The sequence below is a fragment of the Clostridium sp. UBA4548 genome, from assembly GCF_002387895.1.
GTDB lineage: Bacteria > Bacillota > Clostridia > Clostridiales > Clostridiaceae > Clostridium_J.
The window spans coordinates 144,448-163,203 of the sequence record NZ_DGLI01000025.1; the positions used below are offsets into that span (position 1 = coordinate 144,448).

Genomic DNA, 18,756 nt, shown 5'->3' on the forward strand with positions numbered 1-18,756 from the left:
TATTATAAAGAGGGAAAAAGATGAATTTTAATGGTTATAAACATGAAATAGAAAAGTGGATAGAAAATTATTTTGCTAGTAAACCTAAAAACCATCAAACATATTTTGAGCCAATGAACTATAGTTTAAGTATCGGGGGAAAAAGGATCAGACCAATGCTCATGGTACTTACCTATAATATGTATAATAGAAAGATGGAAGGAGTACTTCCTTTTGCTGCTGCAATGGAGATGATACATACTTATTCTCTTATACATGACGATTTGCCCTGTATGGATGATGATGACTTAAGAAGAGGAAAGCCGACAAATCATAAGGTGTTTGGAGAAGCTATGGCTACTTTGGCTGGTGATGGCCTTTTAAATGAAGCTATGATAATTATGTTTCACCAATGTATGGATGGAGATTTAAAGAAAATAAAAGCAGGAAACATTATTTCAAAAGCAGCTGGTGCAGAAGGTATGATCAAAGGTCAAATTATAGATATAAATAGTGAAGGAAAAGAAATTAGTGAAGATACATTATTAGAAATGCACAGAAATAAAACAGGTGCGCTTATTAAAGCTTCTATTTTAGCAGGAGCTGCTCTAGGGGATGCCTCCGAGGACCATCTTAAAATTCTAGGTGAGTTTGGAGAAAAGTTAGGTTTAGCCTTTCAAGTTAAAGATGATATATTAGATGTAGAAGGAAATTTAGAAACTCTAGGAAAAACTCAAAGTGATTTAAATAATCATAAGACTAATTTTATCACTATGTATGGATTAGATAAATGCAAAGATATATGCAAAAATCTAACTGAAGAATGTTATGAATTGCTAAGTAAAATAGAAAAGAATACAGAAGAATTAAAATCCATAACAAAGTTTTTATTAGAGAGACAATATTAGTTATAGTGTGAATATTTTTTAAGTACAAGGTTTATTCATGTTGTGCTATAATTTGTTCTAAAGGCGGTGACCATAAATATAATGGGAAAATATTTAGAAAGTTATAATGACTTCAATGAAATTAAAAATATGAATATAAAGGAACTTAACTTGTTTGCCGAAGAGATTAGAGAGTTTTTGATAGAAAAGGTTTCTAAAACAGGTGGGCATCTAGCATCAAATCTAGGTGTGGTAGAATTGACATTGAGCTTATATAATGTGTTTAATTTTGATAAAGATAAACTTATTTGGGACGTAGGTCATCAATCCTATGTACATAAGATACTTACTGGAAGAAAAGACCAGTTCGAAACCTTAAGGACTTTTGGAGGTTTAAGTGGGTTTCCTAAGAAAGAGGAAAGTAAGTATGATATGTTTGACACAGGACACAGTAGCACCTCCATTTCTGCAGCAGTAGGAATGGCGAGAGCAAGAGATCTTCACGGCGATAAGTATGATGTTGTTGCTGTGATTGGGGATGGTGCTTTGACCGGTGGAATGGCTCTTGAGGCATTAAATGATGTAGGATATAATAAATCAAAAATGACTATTATTCTTAATGATAATCAAATGTCTATATCCAAAAATGTAGGAGGACTTTCTACATATTTAAGTGAATTAAGAATGGGAACCATATACAATAGATTTAAGAATGATTTTAATTCAACCATAGAAAAAATACCAGGTGTAGGAAAAGGAGTAGTAAACTCCATTAATAAAATTAAAGATTCCTTAAAGCAGCTAGTAGTACCAGGTATGCTTTTTGAAGATATGGGAATAAAGTACTATGGACCTATTGATGGTCATAACATTAAAGAACTAAGCAAAGCTTTTAAGAATGCTCAAAAAGTTCAGGGACCTGTGTTAATACATGTAATTACAACAAAAGGAAAGGGCTATAAGTATGCTGAAAAGTTCCCACATAAGTTTCATGGAGTTGGACCCTTTGATTGTGATAGTGGAGAATTTAGTTCATCAGGAAACAAGTCTTATTCTTCAGTTTTCGGAACTTCTTTAATTCAAGCAGCAGAGGTTAATAAGAATGTTGTTGCCATAACGGCAGCAATGCCAGAAGGAACAGGCTTAGATGGTTTTGCTAAGAAGTATCCAAAAAGATTTTTTGATGTAGGAATTGCAGAACAACATGCAGTAACTATGGCAGCAGGGATGGCGGCTCAAGGGTTAAGACCTGTATTTGCAGTATACTCTACATTTTTACAAAGAGCATACGATCAAATCTTACATGATGTGGCTATACAAAAGCTCCCTGTTATTTTTGCAATTGATAGAGCGGGAATTGTAGGGCAAGATGGTGAAACTCACCAAGGGATTTTTGATCTTTCCTATCTAAGTCATATGCCTAATATGACTATAATGAGCCCTAAGTGTACTGACGAAATGAAAACTATGATTAATTTTGCATTAACTCAAAATTATCCAATTGCCATAAGATATCCTAGAGGGGGCGATGGCTGCAATATTCACTTATCTCCTATGACTACTTTTAAAAAGGGAAAGTGGGAAGTTGTCACTGAAAAGCAAGGGAAAGTTGCAATAATTGCTACTGGAAAAATGGTGCAAAATGCTGTGATTGTTAAGGAAAAACTTCAAAGAGTAGGCATTGAGTGTACTGTAGTAAATGCTTGTTTTATTAAGCCTATTGATAAAAACTTAATTCAGCAGTTTATTGATGAAGGATTTTCATTTGTAACTATTGAAGATAATGTAATAACTGGAGGACTTGGAAGCTTAGTTTTACAATTTATTTCTACTAAAAGCTCAAAAACTAAGGTTTTGAATCTTGGATTTAAGGATGAATTTGTTCCTCATGGCAATGTAGACATATTATATAAAATTTATAATCTAGATGTAGATGGCATATATAGTAGCATTTTAAATATGTTATAGACTAAGGAGAAGCTATGATTGAGGAAAGAATAAGACTTGATGTGCTAGTTTCAGATAAAAAATTAGTACCATCAAGGGAAAAGGCTCGAGAGTATATATTAAGTGGAATAATTTATGTGGATGGGAAATTAGAGAAAAAATGTGGCAGAAAAGTAAACTTAGATGCTAGTATAGAAATAAAAGGCGAAATCTTACCCTATGTAAGTAGGGGGGGACTTAAGCTTGAAAAAGCTATAAAAAAATTTAATATAAACCTTGAGAATAAGGTTTGTTTAGATATTGGTGCATCTACTGGAGGGTTCACTGATTGCATGCTTAAATTTGGAGCTAAAAAAGTTTATGCTATAGATGTAGGTAGTGAACAATTAGCGCATGAATTAAAAGAAGATTCTAGAGTAGTTTCAATGGAAAACACTAACATACGAAATGTAACTAAAGAGCAAATTAGTGAGCTATGTAATTTTGCATCCATAGATGTTTCTTTTATTTCTTTGGATAAAGTAATTCCAAGTGTACTAAATTTAATTAGCCAAGATGGTTCTATTGTGGCATTGGTCAAACCTCAATTTGAGGCAGGAGTTGGAAAGGTAAATAAAAAGGGTGTAGTTAAGGGTAAAAATATACATATGGAAGTATTATATAAAGTGATTACTTTTCTAAAGGAAAACAGTTTAAAGATAATAGGGTTAGACTACTCTGGTATTAAAGGTCCAAATGGAAACATTGAGTATCTAATATATTTTACAAAGGATAATAGCTATATAGGAGAATTCAATACCAATAGTATTTCTGATGTAGTATTTAAGTCACATGAAATACTAAATTCGGAGGATATATGAGAAAAATAGGTATAAATATAAATTCTAATAAAGATGAAGATGGGGAAATATTAAAATATGTATGTAGTGTAGTACAGAAAAATTTTCCGGAAAGTGAGTTATTTATATATAAGGATTCTATACAGCTCCATGAAGAGTTTAGCAAGGGGTTAGATGTAGTCATAGCTCTTGGTGGAGATGGTACCATATTACGAGTAGCTAGAGCATTAGAAAAATATGAAGTACCAATACTAGGTGTTAATATTGGTCATTTGGGATTCTTGGCTAGTGTAGAAATGTCTGAATTTGAAGATGCTATAAAAAATCTTAAAGCTGAAAAATTTCATTTAGAAAATAGGATGATGATAAAGTGCACTTTGCCAAAAAGAGATGATGAAAAGTATTATATTGCTCTAAATGATATTGTAATAAGTAGAGGAACTTTATCTAGAGTTGTGAATTATGATATTTATATTGATGGTAGTTTTTATGCTAAATACAAAGCTGATGGATTAATAATATCTACACCTACAGGTTCTACTGCTTACTCGCTTTCAGCAGGAGGTCCTGTTATTTATCCAACTTTAGATGTAATAACACTTACGCCAGTATGTCCAATTTCCTTTGGAATTAAAACTATAATTCTAGATTCACGTAATAAGATAAGCATTAAGATTAAAGCAAATCATGAAAGTGTGTATTTAACCTCTGATGGACAAAAACTTCTACAGCTTAATAATGACGAAGAAGTTTTTGTTGAAGTACTTTCAAGAAAATGTAAACTCATTAAGTTTGATAACTATGATTATTTTAATATATTAAGAAAAAAAATAATATTAAGATCTAGAGATTGTGAAGGAGACAATTTATGAAAGAACAACGTCATGAGAAGATTTTAGAAATAATTAAAAGCATAGAAATTGAGACCCAAGAAGAGCTGGCAGAAGAACTTAAAAGTAGAGGTATAAATGTAACTCAAGCTACAGTATCTAGAGACATAAAGGAACTAAACCTAATTAAAATACTTTCACATAATGGAAAATATAAATATGCTCAAGTAGCTCAAAACAGAAATGCTAACATCAGCGCATTAGCTACAATTTTTTCTAATACAGCCATTTCAGTTGAGAGAGTGGATAAGATTTTAATAGTAAAAACTATTTCCGCTTCGGCATCACTAGCAGCTGAGGCAATTGATTCATTTAACCTAGAAGGAATTGCAGGCACATTAGCAGGGGATAATACAATTTTTATTGCTGTTAGAACTGACGAGAAGGCAGAGGAATTGCTTCAAGAAATAAAGAAAATGATTAATGAATAGGATGGTAATTAATGCTATTACAATTAAATATTAATAATTTTGCACTTATTGAAAGTTTATCAATAGATTTTCAACAAGGTTTTAATGTTCTTTCAGGGGAAACAGGAGCAGGTAAATCTATACTTATAGATGCTATAAACTTTGTTTTAGGAGGAAAATTCAATAAAAGCCTTATTAGAACTGGTGAAGATAAAACTGTTGTAGAAGCTGTCTTTTCAATAGAGAATATAAAAACAAAACTTGTATTAGATGATCTAGATATTCCCTACGAGGACTTAGTAATTTTAAGTAGAGAAAGCTTTCAATCAGGAAAAACAGTGGCTAAGGTCAATGGAAAAACCATGCTTTTAGCCAAAATTAAAGCTATTAGTGAAACTTTGTTAGATATTCATGGGCAACATGAAAATCAAAATCTTTTAGACAATAATAATCATATCAAATATATAGACTCCTTTGGAGAAAATAAGTTAAAGAAGGTCTTAGAAGAGTATAAAAAAAATTATGAAAAATTATCTGAAATAGAAAGCAAAATAAATGAACTTCAAGGAAGTGAAGGAGAAAAAGAAAAAAATATAGATTTTCTTAAATATCAGATTGAAGAGATAAATAACATTAATCCCAAGGTTGGAGAAGATGTAGAACTAGAAGAAAAATTTTCCTTACTTTCTAATGCAGAAAGAATTGAAAAAAGTTTGAGCATTTCTTATAAAGTATTAAAAGATAGTGATGAAGGAAATACTTCTATTATTGATTCCTTAAACTATGTTATAAGAGAACTAAAGAGTATACAAAAACATAAAGAAGATATTAAAAAAATTTCTGAGGCTCTAGAAAATACTTACTATTTAATAGAACAAAACATTGATGAAATCAGAATGTTGAAAGATAGTATTTATTATGATGAAGGGGAATTAGAATATATAAATTCAAGAATATATCAACTTTCTCTTTGTAAGAAGAAATATGGAAGTACAATTGAGGAGGTTTTAAACTATAAAGATAAAATACAAAGTAAATATGATGAACTAATTAATAGTACTGCTATAGTTGAAAAGCTGCAAAAGGAAAAGAAGGAACTTATGTCTACCATGAAGGCGATAGCTTCGGATATTCACAATATAAGATGCGGCATTAGTGAAGAGCTGGAAAGCCTTGTAAAGAGAGAATTAGATTATGTAGGACTTGATAAAAGTACTTTTAAAATAAATGTAATAGAAACTGATAACCTAATGTCTAATGGAAGTGATAAAGTACACTTTACTATATCAACTAATCCAGGACAACCTTTAGAACCATTAGAAGAAATTGTTTCTGGTGGAGAGCTATCAAGAATAATGTTAGCTCTAAAAACTGTATTTGTAGATAAGGATGAAATTCCTTCAGTTATATTCGATGAGATTGACACAGGAATAAGCGGAAGAATTGCTCAAAGAGTTGCTGAAAAAATGTTTTTAATATCAAAAAAACATCAGGTATTTTGTGTGACGCATTTGCCACAAATTGCTACTATGGCAGATACAAATTACCTAATTGAAAAGCAATGGACTTCTGACACAACTTTTACTAAAGTAAAGAGACTAGGTAAAGAAGAGGTTGAGTTTGAAATTGCCAGAATGATTGGCGGAAGTGAAGTTACTAGACTAACCATTGAGAATGCTAAAGAAATGCTTGATTTAGCTTTTCTTGCAAAAGGCAAAATTAAAGAATAATATTATGAATAACATACATAAAAAATTCAAATAATGTTAAAATATAACTATGAGTTGATAGCTTTTATCGATTCATAGTTTTTTTATTATATAGAATGAAATAAAGAAACTACACTAATAATAAATTTGCTTTTGCCTTCTCTTTCATATAAGTTGCTTTAAGTTTATTTAGTAATTTAGGCATACTATTGCAACTTACATATGTCACATTAATAGATTAAAGTATTATACTATACTATAAAATTAAATTATTAATTCTAAATTCTAAATAATTCTAGATTGGAACTTTTTTGGCTATTATTGAAATATAATGACAACATAAATTTTTAAAAAATGGGGCAATTTAAAGTTAGTATAGAAAACTTATGGGAGGTATAGCATGATGAAAAAAGGTAAAAATATTTTGTGCTGGATATTAATACCGCTGATGTTATTCATCTTTGGTAATTTTAATTTTATAAAGCTTACTTCTATAAATATTGGAGTTCAGAAGTTTGGTAAAGCAGTCACTGCACAATATAGTAAAGATAAAAACTTTTTAACTGCTTCTCAGAGCAGTTTTAACAATGAAAATAAGCCATATGCTAAAGCTTCCGATATTATGCTTTATCCTGGAGGTCAGCCTGTAGGAATTAAATTAAGTACGAAAGGAGCCCTTGTAATTGCCCTTTCTGATATTGAAACTGCAGAGAGAAAGATTCAAAGTCCTGCCGCTGTATCAGGAATTCAAATTGGAGATAGTGTCACAGAAATAAATGGAACGGCAATCAAAAGTTCAGAGGATATTTCTACTTTAGTAAACAGGTCAAATGGAAAAGAAATTAATATAACAATTAATAGAAAGGGAGAAGCAATAAATGTAAAAGTAACTCCAGTTCTAAGCAAAAACGATGAAAAATTTAAAATTGGATTATGGGTTAGGGACTCTACGGCAGGAGTTGGAACATTAACTTTTTATGATCCTAAAACAAAAGGGTTTGCTGCTTTAGGTCATCCAATAACTGATGTGGATACTGGAAATATAATGTCTGTTGAAAATGGAGAAGTAATTGCTTCTAATATTGTATCTGTTAGAAAAGGTGCAAAAGGGAATCCAGGAGAACTCAGGGGAATTTTCATTAATGAGCAACAATCCTTAGGAATCATAAACAATAACACTGAATGCGGTATTTTTGGTAAAGGTAATGATAGTTTAATTAATGAGAAGTTTAATAAACCTATGAAAGTAGCTCTAAAAAGTGAAGTTAAGGTAGGCAAGGCACAAATTTTAACTACTGTTGAAGGTAATGAACCTAAGCTTTATGATATAGTAATAGAAAAATTGCTTCCTCAAGAATCAGCAGGCTCTAAAAGCATGATTATAAAAATTGTAGATCCAGAATGCATTGATAAGACTGGTGGAATTGTACAGGGAATGAGTGGAAGCCCAATAATTCAGAATAACAAAATTGTTGGAGCTGTAACCCATGTTTTAATCAATAAACCAGATACTGGATATGGAATTTACATGGATTGGATGTTAAAAGATGCAGAAATTTTAAAAAATAGCTATGAATAATTCAGAAAACATTGTAAAATAAAAGGTGTTGATTATTCTTGAATAATCTAACATCTTTTATTGTTCTATTTTAATATTGATCTTCTAAAAAAATATTTTTATATAAAAATAATTTTTTTACTGTTTTTAGAAGGATTTATTATAGTTTTGTCGAATTTGTTTATATGAGAAAATGGTAATTTTTAGTAGAAGGGGAGTAATTGAATGGACCAAAATTGTATTAACGTACTAATAGCCGATGATAATAAGGAGTTTTGCAATATTTTAAATGATTATCTTTTAAGTCAAAAAGATATCAATGTAGTAGCAATTGCTAAAGATGGTATTGAGGCTTTAAAATTAATTGGGGAAAAAAGACCGGATTTAATTGTTTTAGATATAATTATGCCACATTTAGATGGATTAGGGGTTTTAGAAAAATTAAACACAATGAATTTAAGCCCTATGCCAAGAATAATAGTGTTGTCTGCAGTAGGACAAGATAAAATAACACAAAGAGCTATAACCTTAGGTGCAGACTACTATGTAGTAAAACCTTTTGATATGGATGTGTTTACTAAGAGAATAAGACAAATGTTTAATAACACAATATCAAGTGATGAAGAAAAGAGATCTGTAGTAGTAAATGATATGTCTGACATTAAGATTAGATCTAATAACGAGCCAATGAATTTAGAGGCAGAAATCACAAGTATTATACATGAAATTGGTGTTCCAGCACATATTAAAGGATATATGTACTTAAGGGAAGCAATAACTTTAGTTGTTAATGATATTGAACTTTTATCTGCGGTAACAAAAGAGTTATATCCAAGTATTGCAAAAAGATATAATACTACTGCAAGTAGAGTTGAGAGAGCTATAAGACATGCTATAGAAGTAGCATGGAGTCGTGGTCAAGTAGACACAATTAACAAGTTATTTGGGTATACTATACACAATGACAAAGGCAAGCCAACTAACTCAGAATTTATTGCTATGGTTGCTGACAAACTAAGATTAAAAAACAAAGTAAGCTAGAGAGTTTAGTGGAATTAAAGGTTTAAGTGGTATGAAAGCTGTAGGACTAAACCAACTGATGATATTTTAAACCATAGATGTAATTAAATTAAAATTGAATATAAGTAAGAATATAGATGCCTTTTATTATTTAAAGTAATTAAAAATAATAAAAGGCATTTTAGTTAACCACGTTTTAGAAGCTTCAGGTCTACCAAGGTATTTATGGGCTGCTTAATAGCCTTACAGCTCCCAGGACTAGGTAAATTGCTTTGGTGTAACAAATGCAGTTTGGACACAAAGATACCTTTGTTCAGTTAAAACCTCCTTTCAAAGCCGAGCTATAAAATGAACTTGTCCATTATTTGAAAATTTATAGGTATATTTCCATTATTATTGTCATAGATATGAACTAATTCATAGTTAAAAACTAAGGGGGAAATATTTATGACAATTAGAAACCTTATAGATAACTTTAATAAACATTTTAGAGAGAATTTTTGGATGTACTTATTGACTATTCTGTTTTTATGTACAGGGGTGATTTTAGGTATTTATAGTGTAAAATATATGAGCAATAACGACAAGAGTAGCTTAATTAATTATGTAACATCTCTAAGTAAATCAAGCACACTAGAAGGCATAAATAATAAGGCAATATTTTTTGAGGCAGTAAAAAGTAATCTTCCAATAATTATTGGATATTGGTTTTTAGGACTAACTATAGTTGGTATACCTGTTATATTAGTTTTAAGCATATTTAAAGGTTTCTCCATAGGTTTTACTATAAGTTTTTTTGTATATAGTTTAAAAGATAGAGGTCTTTTGTTAGCAGTGTTAGGGGTTGTACCACAAAATATTATATACATTCCATGTGTAATTTTTGCATCAGTTCTATCTATTCAATTTTCCTTAAATATGTTAAAGGAAAAATTAAATAAAAATTATAAAGGATATAAAGGAAATAGTATTGCTAGCTATACCTTATCTTTTATATGTATTATGGCAATTATGACAGTTGGATTTTTATTGGAAGCTTTCGTGACACCATCACTAATTAGATTTGCATTAAAAGGCGTAGGCGTTTAATTATATGACAAGTGATGTAAAGAAGTTCTTGATTTCTTATTTTGAGTCTTTACTAATTTTAATAATTATGGGTATAATATTACCATACTTAGTAGATAGCTTCCTGGATTTTATAACTCGTGATTCTAATATCTATCAAAATAGCATTCTTGTTTCAAAAACTATTAACAAACAATTAGAAATATTGTATAATTATGTTTATACTTTTAAAGTACTAATAAGATAGGTAATTTATATAGAATGCCATAGAGATATTTAATTCTATTTTATATCGTGTTTTATATAAGTTTCCTCAAATTATCTTGCAATGTAGAAATATTATTGCAACTTATATATAATGATAAATTAATTAAGCTTTGCCTTTATAATTTATCATTACAATGATTTATTACTATTAAGTAAATCATTATATAAAATTTTAGTTATGTAATAGGAGTTTAGATATAAAGACCTATTACAGGAAATCTTAAAATTTATAAATATTTAGTTAACCTTAAAGAAGTGCCACTATTATCTCTATAAAATTAGTTCTATACCTAGAACGTTTTAATAGTTTAATAGATAGGCACATCATTTATTTATTAATATATATTTTTGTACATGCTATCAGGGATTTATTAGAAATAGATAGAACAAAATAAAGCTATTGCATAGATATATATAATTATATCTTACATTGTCTTTTATATAAGTTTCCCAACATTATCTTACAATGTAAAATAATATTGAAACTTATATAAATAAAAACTAATAAAAAAGTCACAAAACTCTAAGAAAATCTATATAATATTTTTACTTGGTATGCAAAACTAAAATGAAGAGAATATTAATATTAAATAGTATTAAGTAAGAAGGAAGGAAGATAATATGAATAGAAAGGTTACTTTGATTGTTCTAGATAGTGTAGGCATTGGAGCCTTGCCAGATGCAAAGTCATATGGTGATGAGGGAAGCAATACTCTAGGAAATATTGCAAAGGCAGTAAAAGGTTTTTCTTTACCCAATTTAGAAGCTATGGGATTGGGAAATATAGATGGTATGGTTGGTTTTGATAAAAATAACAATCCATCAGGTTCCTATGGAAAATGTGCTGAGTTATCAAAAGGTAAGGATACCATTACTGGACATTGGGAAATTGCAGGGGTTATTTTAGAAACACCTTTAAATACTTATCCTGAAGGTTTCCCAAGAGAGATAATTGAGGAGTTTGAGAGTAAGATTGGAAGAAAAACTCTAGGCAATGTAGTAGCATCAGGTACTGCTATTATTGAAGACCTTGGTGAAGAGCATATGAGAACTGGATACCCTATAATATATACTTCAGCAGATAGTGTATTTCAAATTGCAGCTCATGAAGAAATAATTCCAATTCCTGAGTTATACAAGATGTGTGAAATAGCTAGAGAAATGCTTGTAGGAGATAAAATGGTGGGTAGAGTAATTGCTAGACCATTTTTAGGTACAAATAAAGGAGACTTCACAAGAACTTCTAATAGACATGATTATGCTATAGAGCCTTTTAACAAAACTATGATGGAATATATTAGTGAAGCTAACCAAAGTGTTATGGCAGTTGGAAAAATAAAGGATATTTTTACTGGTAAAGGGGTTACTGATTCTATAACCATTAAAAATAATATGGATGGTGTTGATAAAACACTAGAATTTATGAAAAATGATAAAACGGGATTAATATTTTCTAACTTAGTTGATTTCGATATGAAATTTGGACATAGAAACGATGTTGAAGGCTATGCAAATGCTCTAGTAGAATTTGATAACCGACTTCCCGAAATAATAGAGGCTTTAGGGCAAGAGGATATACTCATCATAACAGCAGATCATGGTTGTGACCCAACAACTGAAAGTACAGACCACTCAAGAGAGTATATACCTGTTCTTGTATATGGAAAGAATATTAAACAAAATATTAATATTGGAACTCGTCAGTGTTTCAGTGATATAGGAAAAACTATACTAGAATTGCTAAATGTTGAAAATGAATTAGTAGGAAAAAGTTTTGCAGATATGATAAAATAATAATTTACAAAGGATTTTAGGAGGATAATTATGGATTTAAGCATGATAAAAGAAAGTGTTGAATATGTAAAAAGCAAATTAAACTTTGAACCTGAAATAGGTGTAATACTAGGATCAGGTCTTGGCGATATGGCGGATACTTTAGAGGAAAGAACTGTTATTAAATATTCAGAAGTACCTAATTTACCAGTATCTACAGTACATGGTCATGCTGGTCAATTTGTAGTTGGAAGATTAGGAGATAAAAAAGTTATAATGATGCAAGGAAGATTCCATTATTATGAAGGTCATAAAATGAATTTACTTGCACTACCAATATATATAATGAAGTATATTGGAGTTAAGTCATTAATAGTTACTAATGCGTGTGGTGGTGCTAACACTGATTTCGTTCCAGGAGATTTAATGATTATTAATGATCACATTAACTTTGCAGGAACTAATCCTCTAATAGGAAAGAATGATGAGGAGATTGGACCAAGATTCCCAGATATGTCAGCTCCATACGATAGAGAATATATGAAGCTTGCAAAAGAAGTTGGAAACTCATTAAATATAGATCTTAAACAAGGAACTTATATGATGTTTACAGGTCCAACTTACGAGACACCAGCTGAAGTTAGAATGGCTAGAATATTAGGAGCAGATGCAGTTGGAATGTCTACAGTTCCAGAAGTTATTGCTGCAAGACATTGTGGTTTAAGAGTACTTGGAATATCATGTATTACAAACATGGCAGCAGGAATACTAGATCAGCCATTAAATCATGAAGAAGTTATTGAAACTTCTACAAGAGTAAAAAGCAAGTTTATTTCTTTAGTAAATGATATCATAGAAAAAATGTAACTATATAATTATACATATTCCTTCTCCTTTGAGAAGGAATATGTGTTTAGGCACATAACTTTAGTTTATAGGGAGGTTTTTATCATGGATTTATTAAAAAGAATAGAAGAAGCAAAAGCCTTTATTCTTAGTAAGCACAGCGAAAAAATTCAGGCTGCCATAATACTTGGAAGTGGATTAGGTGGAATTGTAAAGGATATTGAAAATCAAAAGGTTATCAAATACTCTGATATTCCAGGTTTTCCAGAATCCACTGTAAAGGGCCATGCTGGAGAAATTATAATAGGTGAATTATGTGGAAAAACAGTTCTTGCAATGAATGGTAGATTCCATTACTATGAGGGCTATGATATGCAAACTGTAACTTTTCCAGTGAGAGTTATTAAAGCCTTAGGCATTGAGAATATAATTATTACAAATGCTGCTGGAGGAATGAATCCAATTTTTGAACCAGGAGATTTAATGATAATTACAGATCATATTAATATGATGGGAGCTAATCCTTTAATAGGAGTAAATTATGAAGAACTAGGACCAAGATTTCCTGACATGTCTTCAGCCTATAATAAACAATTAATAGCATTAGCCTTAAGCAGTGCAAAAGCCTTAGATATAAAGGTACAGCAAGGTGTTTACTGCCCTGTTTCAGGACCAACTTATGAAACTGCAGCAGAACTTAAGATGTTAAGATTAATTGGTGGAGATGCGGTTGGAATGTCTACTGTTCCAGAAGTTATTGTTGCTAACCACATGTCAATGAAAGTTTTAGGAATTTCTTGTATAACAGATATGGCAATTGGAGATAGCTTAGAACCACTTGATCACTCAAGAGTGGTGGAAACAGCAAATAAGGCAATGGCTAAATTTATATCCCTAGTAAAAGAAATAATAGAAAAAATGTAGGATTTGTTTTTTAATTAGATATATTTAGGCAAAAATTTCATTCAACTTATAATATAAAAGAAGGTTGGATTATTTAATTATGTATGTTTAGATAGGAGGTGGATGTTTTTAGATTTTCTAAAAACAATTACTATGAGAATGTATGATTTAATTTTAAAAAAGAGAAATGGCAAGGAATTAACAACAGAAGAAATAAACTATTTCATAGAACAATATACTAAGGGTAAAATTCCAGATTATCAGGTATCGGCTTTATTAATGTCAATTTACTTTCAAAAAATGAATGGAAGAGAAACTGCAGATTTAACTATGGCAATGGTTAATTCTGGAGATATTCTTAACTTAAGTGAAATTAATGGAATTAAAGTTGATAAGCATAGTACTGGGGGAGTAGGTGACACTACAACTTTAGTGTTAGGACCTATGGTTGCTGCGTTAGGTGTACCAGTAGCTAAGATGTCTGGTAGAGGGCTTGGACATACAGGCGGGACTATAGATAAGCTTGAATCTTTTAAAGGTTTCTCAGTTGAAATGCCAAGGGAGAAATTTATAAATAACGTAAATAACATAAAAATTGCTGTTGGTGGTCAAACAGGTGAATTAGCACCAGCAGATAAAAAACTTTATGCTCTTAGAGATGTTACTGGAACTGTTGATAATGTTTCCCTTATAGCTTCAAGTATAATGAGCAAAAAAATTGCAGCAGGGGCAGATTGCATAGTTTTAGATGTTAAAGTTGGTGAAGGTGCATTCATGAAGACACCAGAAGCTGCTCAGGAGTTGGCAACTGAAATGGTGAGCATCGGAACTAATGTAGGAAGAAAAACCGTAGCTATAATTTCAGATATGGATCAACCTTTAGGTCTTGGCATTGGTAATGCCTTAGAGGTTGAAGAAGCTATAAACACCTTAAAGGGAAATGGACCTAAAGACTTAGTAGAACTTTGCTTAACTCTCGGAAGCTACATGGTTACTTTAGCTGGTGCAGCAGAAAATGTTGAGGAAGCAAGAACTAAACTTGAGGAAACTATAACCTCAGGAACTGCAATAGCTAAATTAAAAGAATTTGTTAAAGCTCAAGGTGGAGATACCGCTTGTATTGATGATACAAATTTACTTCCTAAAGCAAAATACATAATTCCTGTATTAGCAGATAAAGATGGAGTTGTTGAAAAAATACATGCAGAAAGTATTGGATTAATTGCAATGGAACTTGGTGCAGGAAGAGCAACTAAGGAAAGTGTAATTGATTTAGCAGTGGGAATTGTTCTTAATAAGAAAAGAGGAGAACAGGTAATTAAGGGCGATGTAATAGCTTATATACACAGCAATGATGAGAATAACATTGAAAAAGCTAAGAAGGATATTTTAAATAACTATGTAATTTCTCCAAATTATGTAGATAATATTCCTCTTATACATCATATTGTAGATTAGTTGAAAAGTCAGATTTTTTAAATCTGACTTTTTATATTTTTGGATAATATGTGAGGCTTTAGGTAAAAATAATTCTATAAAAAATTAAATGGAGGTAAGCTATGAAAAAGAAAAGTGCAATATTTAGTTTATTACTATCAATGATATTTTCACTACAACTTTTTGTGGTGCCTGTAAAGGCTTTTGAACCTAAGGCAAAGGAAAATGCTCCTAGTACAAACTCAGTAGGTTTTGAGCCAGATGCTAGGTCAGCACTATTAATAGAACCAACTTCAGGAAAAGTTCTTTATGAAAAAAATTCAAAGGAAAAATTTGCGCCTGCTTCAGTAACAAAGATAATGACAATGCTATTAGCTATGGAAGCCATAGATAGTGGCAAAGTTAAACTAACTGATAAAATTGTTTGTAGTGAAAAAGTTAAATCTATGGGTGGAAGTAGTATGATTCTTGATACTGGTGAAGTTAGGACAGTAGAAGAAATTTTAAAAGGTATCGCAATAGCATCTGGAAATGATGCAGCAGTTGCTATGGCAGAATTTTTAGAGGGTAGTGAAGAAGCTTTTGTTGTTAAAATGAATGAAAAAGCTAAAGCACTAGGTATGAATGATACAAACTTTAAAAATTGTACTGGGTTAAGTGCAGATGGACACTTGTCTACTGCTAATGACATTGCACTAATGTCTATGGAATTACTTAAACATCCAACAATACTAAAATACTCATCAATTTATATGGAAACAATAAGTGATGGTAGAAAATCTCCTATAGAGCTTGTTAACCATAACAAGTTAGTAAGATTCTACAAGGGTTGTGATGGACTTAAAACAGGCTTCACTCAAGAGGCAATGTACTGTATTTCAGCTACAGCAATGAGAAATGATGTAAGGATGCTAGCTGTTATAATGGGAGCTCCAAGTTATAAACAAAGAAATGCAGATGCTAGCAAACTTATGGATTATGGCTTTGCTAAGTTTGAAAGCAAGAATATTATTGCCAAGGACTCAGAAGTTGAAAAAGTTCCTTTAGATAAAAAAGGTGAAAAATTCTATATAGCTAAGGCTAAAGATGATGTTAAAGTAACTATTGAAAGAGGAACAGAGGATCAAATAAATAAAAAAGTTACTATAGATCCAAACTTAAAGGGTATTAAAGAGGGAGATATAGTAGGCTATTGTGAAATATATGTAGGAGATAAGTTAATTAAGAAAATAGAACTATATAGTGATAGAGAAGTAAAACAATCTCAGTTCTTAAATAACATGAAAAATATTCTTACAGAAATTTTCGATAATGCTATATAGTCCATAAATATATGGAGAGTACAATAATACCTTTAAAAAACTTTCAATCAGTTCTATAAAAAAATGCAAAATTGAAACTAGATTTAAAGAAAGTTTCATTGATGTACCTTTATAACTAATATATAAAAGAATAGTTTAACTTAATGAATATTTAAAACTCCTAGGCTTGAAAAACTAGGAGTTTTGTTTTGTGAAAAAGCGGTGTTTTTTATAGATTTTTTAACAACCTAAATAAAATAAATTCAAAGAAGACAGAATTAAAGATTTCAAAAGGTTGTTAAAGTAATATATTGCTACTGGTTAGATTTAGGGTGAATTTTATAAAAAAATAAGTTATAATAAAATGAAACTTTAATATAGGCTTTTCATATCAAAGCTTAATGTATGGTGTACAAGAGCCTTCAGGAAACTTAGTTTAGTTAACCCTTCAGGTGTTTTCTAACTTTAATTATCAATATAAAAACTTAATCATGCATATATTAAAGAAATTTATCTAAATTAGGGAGTTTAATATGTCACTTAGTATTAAAATAACAAATTTTGAAGGGCCATTTGATTTACTATTACATTTAATTAAAAAAAATGAAATGGATATATATAATATTAAGATTTTAGAAATTACAAATCAGTATTTAGATTATTTAAAAGAAATGAAACATATGGACTTGGATATAACCTCTGAATTTATTGTTATTGCAGCTACTTTAATAGAAATTAAATCTAAAATTTTATTACCTAAGCCTAAAGTCGAAAATGAAGAAGAAAATGAAGTGGATGCAACAAAAGAGTTAATAGACAAGATATTATTATATAAAAAATTTAAAGTAGCTGCGGAATTTCTCCTTGAAAGAGAAAAAGAGACAGGTATAATGTTTAGCAAAAAACCTGAGATTATTGAAGAAAAAAATCACAAAGAAACCACAGCGGATTTACTGAAAAATATTACTATGTTAGATTTGTATAATCTATACAATGAGTTAATGAATATCTATTTAAGCAAAATTAACACAGAAGCAACCATTGAAGATAAAATCAAAATGGAAGTTTATAAAATAGAGGATAAGATGGATGAGCTTAAAAATATTATGAATATAAATCCTAAGGTTCATTTTACCAACATTATAATGAGCTACAAGAGTAAAACAGAAGTTATAGTAACCTTTTTGGCACTATTAGAACTAATTAAATTAAAAAATGTAAAAGTAATTCAAGAGGGTAATTTTAAAGATATTTACATAGAAAGGATTGAATAGCATGGATGAATTTAATTTAGAGCAATTAGAAATTGAAGACACTTCCTATAAGAATGTTTATTATTCAATAATAGAATCCTTATTATTTACGAGTGGAGATCCATTACATATTAATACTATAGCTTCAATTATTGAGGGATCCATTGAATTTACTGAAAAGCTTATGGGTGACCTAACAAAAACTTTTGAGGAAGATAAAAGTAGAGGAGTAAGGATAATCAATACCAATAGCGAATATCAAATGGTTACTAAGCCAGCAAATAGTGAACATATACAAAAACTTTTAAAAACTAATATAAGACAATCCTTATCAAGAGCAGCTTTAGAAACACTTGCTATAATTGCCTACAAACAACCAATCACTAGGGTTGAAATAGAAGAGATTAGAGGAGTAAAAAGTGATAGAGCAATAACTACTCTTGTTGAAAAAAGTTTAATAAAAGAGATTGGTAAAAAGGAAGTAGTAGGAAGACCAAATTTGTATAGTACCACAGATGAATTCTTGAAACACTTTAATTTTAATAATTTAGATCAACTACCATCCTTAGAAGACTTTGTAAAAGATATTGACATAGATGATGAAACTCTTTAGCTCTTAAAAGATAATTGAGGATACAATTAAAAGACTGCATTAAAACAGTCTTTTAA

Annotated in this window: 16 protein-coding genes; all 16 read left to right on the plus strand. The window is 30.2% G+C overall.

Annotated features, from left to right (window positions below):
* Positions 1-20: 20 nt before the first annotated feature.
* The 16 genes from B3040_RS10170 to scpB all read left to right on the plus strand — a co-directional run bounded on the left by B3040_RS10170 (position 21) and on the right by scpB (position 18,700).
* A complete protein-coding gene (locus B3040_RS10170) occupies positions 21-887 on the plus strand; it encodes a polyprenyl synthetase family protein (RefSeq protein WP_291572857.1) in 867 nt (288 codons plus the stop codon).
* 81 nt (positions 888-968) lie between these two features.
* Positions 969-2,834 (plus strand): 1-deoxy-D-xylulose-5-phosphate synthase, encoded by a 1,866-nt coding sequence (gene dxs / locus B3040_RS10175; protein WP_291572859.1) that lies wholly within the window; start codon positions 969-971, stop codon positions 2,832-2,834.
* A 14-nt stretch (positions 2,835-2,848) separates the two neighbouring features.
* Positions 2,849-3,673, plus strand: coding sequence for a TlyA family RNA methyltransferase (locus B3040_RS10180; RefSeq protein WP_291572861.1), 825 nt, complete (start codon positions 2,849-2,851; stop codon positions 3,671-3,673).
* Positions 3,670-4,524 (plus strand): NAD(+)/NADH kinase, encoded by an 855-nt coding sequence (locus B3040_RS10185; protein WP_291572862.1) that lies wholly within the window; start codon positions 3,670-3,672, stop codon positions 4,522-4,524. Before B3040_RS10180 ends, B3040_RS10185 begins: the two co-directional genes overlap by 4 nt.
* A complete protein-coding gene (locus B3040_RS10190) occupies positions 4,521-4,973 on the plus strand; it encodes an arginine repressor (RefSeq protein ID WP_017415721.1) in 453 nt (150 codons plus the stop codon). The genes B3040_RS10185 and B3040_RS10190 overlap by 4 nt, the downstream gene beginning before the upstream one ends.
* A gap of 11 nt (positions 4,974-4,984) precedes the next feature.
* Entirely contained in the window at positions 4,985-6,682 is a 1,698-nt protein-coding gene (gene recN, locus B3040_RS10195; protein WP_291572864.1) for a DNA repair protein RecN, read from the plus strand.
* A 379-nt stretch (positions 6,683-7,061) separates the two neighbouring features.
* Positions 7,062-8,240, plus strand: a complete 1,179-nt coding sequence (gene spoIVB / locus B3040_RS10200; protein WP_291572866.1) for a SpoIVB peptidase — start codon at positions 7,062-7,064, stop codon at positions 8,238-8,240.
* Positions 8,241-8,444: 204 nt separating this feature from the next.
* Positions 8,445-9,260 carry a sporulation transcription factor Spo0A gene (gene spo0A / locus B3040_RS10205; RefSeq protein WP_291572868.1) on the plus strand — a complete coding sequence of 272 codons (816 nt, stop codon included), beginning with the start codon at positions 8,445-8,447 and terminating at the stop codon, positions 9,258-9,260.
* Positions 9,261-9,686: 426 nt separating this feature from the next.
* On the plus strand, positions 9,687-10,328 hold the full coding sequence (gene spoIIM, locus B3040_RS10210) for a stage II sporulation protein M (RefSeq protein WP_291572871.1): 642 nt from the start codon (positions 9,687-9,689) through the stop codon (positions 10,326-10,328).
* Between the two features lie 867 nt (positions 10,329-11,195).
* Entirely contained in the window at positions 11,196-12,368 is a 1,173-nt protein-coding gene (locus tag B3040_RS10215) for a phosphopentomutase (protein WP_291572873.1), read from the plus strand.
* 30 nt (positions 12,369-12,398) lie between these two features.
* On the plus strand, positions 12,399-13,214 hold the full coding sequence (locus B3040_RS10220) for a purine-nucleoside phosphorylase (protein WP_291572875.1): 816 nt from the start codon (positions 12,399-12,401) through the stop codon (positions 13,212-13,214).
* Positions 13,215-13,298: 84 nt separating this feature from the next.
* On the plus strand, positions 13,299-14,117 hold the full coding sequence (locus tag B3040_RS10225) for a purine-nucleoside phosphorylase (RefSeq protein ID WP_291572877.1): 819 nt from the start codon (positions 13,299-13,301) through the stop codon (positions 14,115-14,117).
* Between the two features lie 132 nt (positions 14,118-14,249).
* Positions 14,250-15,554, plus strand: coding sequence for a pyrimidine-nucleoside phosphorylase (locus B3040_RS10230; RefSeq protein ID WP_291572879.1), 1,305 nt, complete (start codon positions 14,250-14,252; stop codon positions 15,552-15,554).
* Between the two features lie 101 nt (positions 15,555-15,655).
* On the plus strand, positions 15,656-16,855 hold the full coding sequence (locus B3040_RS10235; protein WP_291572881.1) for a D-alanyl-D-alanine carboxypeptidase family protein: 1,200 nt from the start codon (positions 15,656-15,658) through the stop codon (positions 16,853-16,855).
* A 512-nt stretch (positions 16,856-17,367) separates the two neighbouring features.
* The gene (locus B3040_RS10240) at positions 17,368-18,108 is read left to right on the plus strand and encodes a segregation/condensation protein A (protein ID WP_291572883.1); all 741 of its coding nucleotides are present in this window, start codon (positions 17,368-17,370) and stop codon (positions 18,106-18,108) included.
* Between the two features lies 1 nt (position 18,109).
* Positions 18,110-18,700: an SMC-Scp complex subunit ScpB gene (gene scpB, locus B3040_RS10245; protein ID WP_291572885.1), complete on the plus strand. Its 591-nt coding sequence runs from the start codon at positions 18,110-18,112 to the stop codon at positions 18,698-18,700.
* Positions 18,701-18,756 lie beyond the last annotated feature (56 nt).

Coding starts and splice junctions, on each gene's coding strand:
- B3040_RS10170 (WP_291572857.1), top strand. CDS start 21: ATGAATTTTAATGGTTATAAACATGAAATAGAAAAGTGGATAGAAAAT.
- dxs (WP_291572859.1), top strand. CDS start 969: ATGGGAAAATATTTAGAAAGTTATAATGACTTCAATGAAATTAAAAAT.
- B3040_RS10180 (WP_291572861.1), top strand. CDS start 2,849: ATGATTGAGGAAAGAATAAGACTTGATGTGCTAGTTTCAGATAAAAAA.
- B3040_RS10185 (WP_291572862.1), top strand. CDS start 3,670: ATGAGAAAAATAGGTATAAATATAAATTCTAATAAAGATGAAGATGGG.
- B3040_RS10190 (WP_017415721.1), top strand. CDS start 4,521: ATGAAAGAACAACGTCATGAGAAGATTTTAGAAATAATTAAAAGCATA.
- recN (WP_291572864.1), top strand. CDS start 4,985: ATGCTATTACAATTAAATATTAATAATTTTGCACTTATTGAAAGTTTA.
- spoIVB (WP_291572866.1), top strand. CDS start 7,062: ATGATGAAAAAAGGTAAAAATATTTTGTGCTGGATATTAATACCGCTG.
- spo0A (WP_291572868.1), top strand. CDS start 8,445: ATGGACCAAAATTGTATTAACGTACTAATAGCCGATGATAATAAGGAG.
- spoIIM (WP_291572871.1), top strand. CDS start 9,687: ATGACAATTAGAAACCTTATAGATAACTTTAATAAACATTTTAGAGAG.
- B3040_RS10215 (WP_291572873.1), top strand. CDS start 11,196: ATGAATAGAAAGGTTACTTTGATTGTTCTAGATAGTGTAGGCATTGGA.
- B3040_RS10220 (WP_291572875.1), top strand. CDS start 12,399: ATGGATTTAAGCATGATAAAAGAAAGTGTTGAATATGTAAAAAGCAAA.
- B3040_RS10225 (WP_291572877.1), top strand. CDS start 13,299: ATGGATTTATTAAAAAGAATAGAAGAAGCAAAAGCCTTTATTCTTAGT.
- B3040_RS10230 (WP_291572879.1), top strand. CDS start 14,250: ATGAGAATGTATGATTTAATTTTAAAAAAGAGAAATGGCAAGGAATTA.
- B3040_RS10235 (WP_291572881.1), top strand. CDS start 15,656: ATGAAAAAGAAAAGTGCAATATTTAGTTTATTACTATCAATGATATTT.
- B3040_RS10240 (WP_291572883.1), top strand. CDS start 17,368: ATGTCACTTAGTATTAAAATAACAAATTTTGAAGGGCCATTTGATTTA.
- scpB (WP_291572885.1), top strand. CDS start 18,110: ATGGATGAATTTAATTTAGAGCAATTAGAAATTGAAGACACTTCCTAT.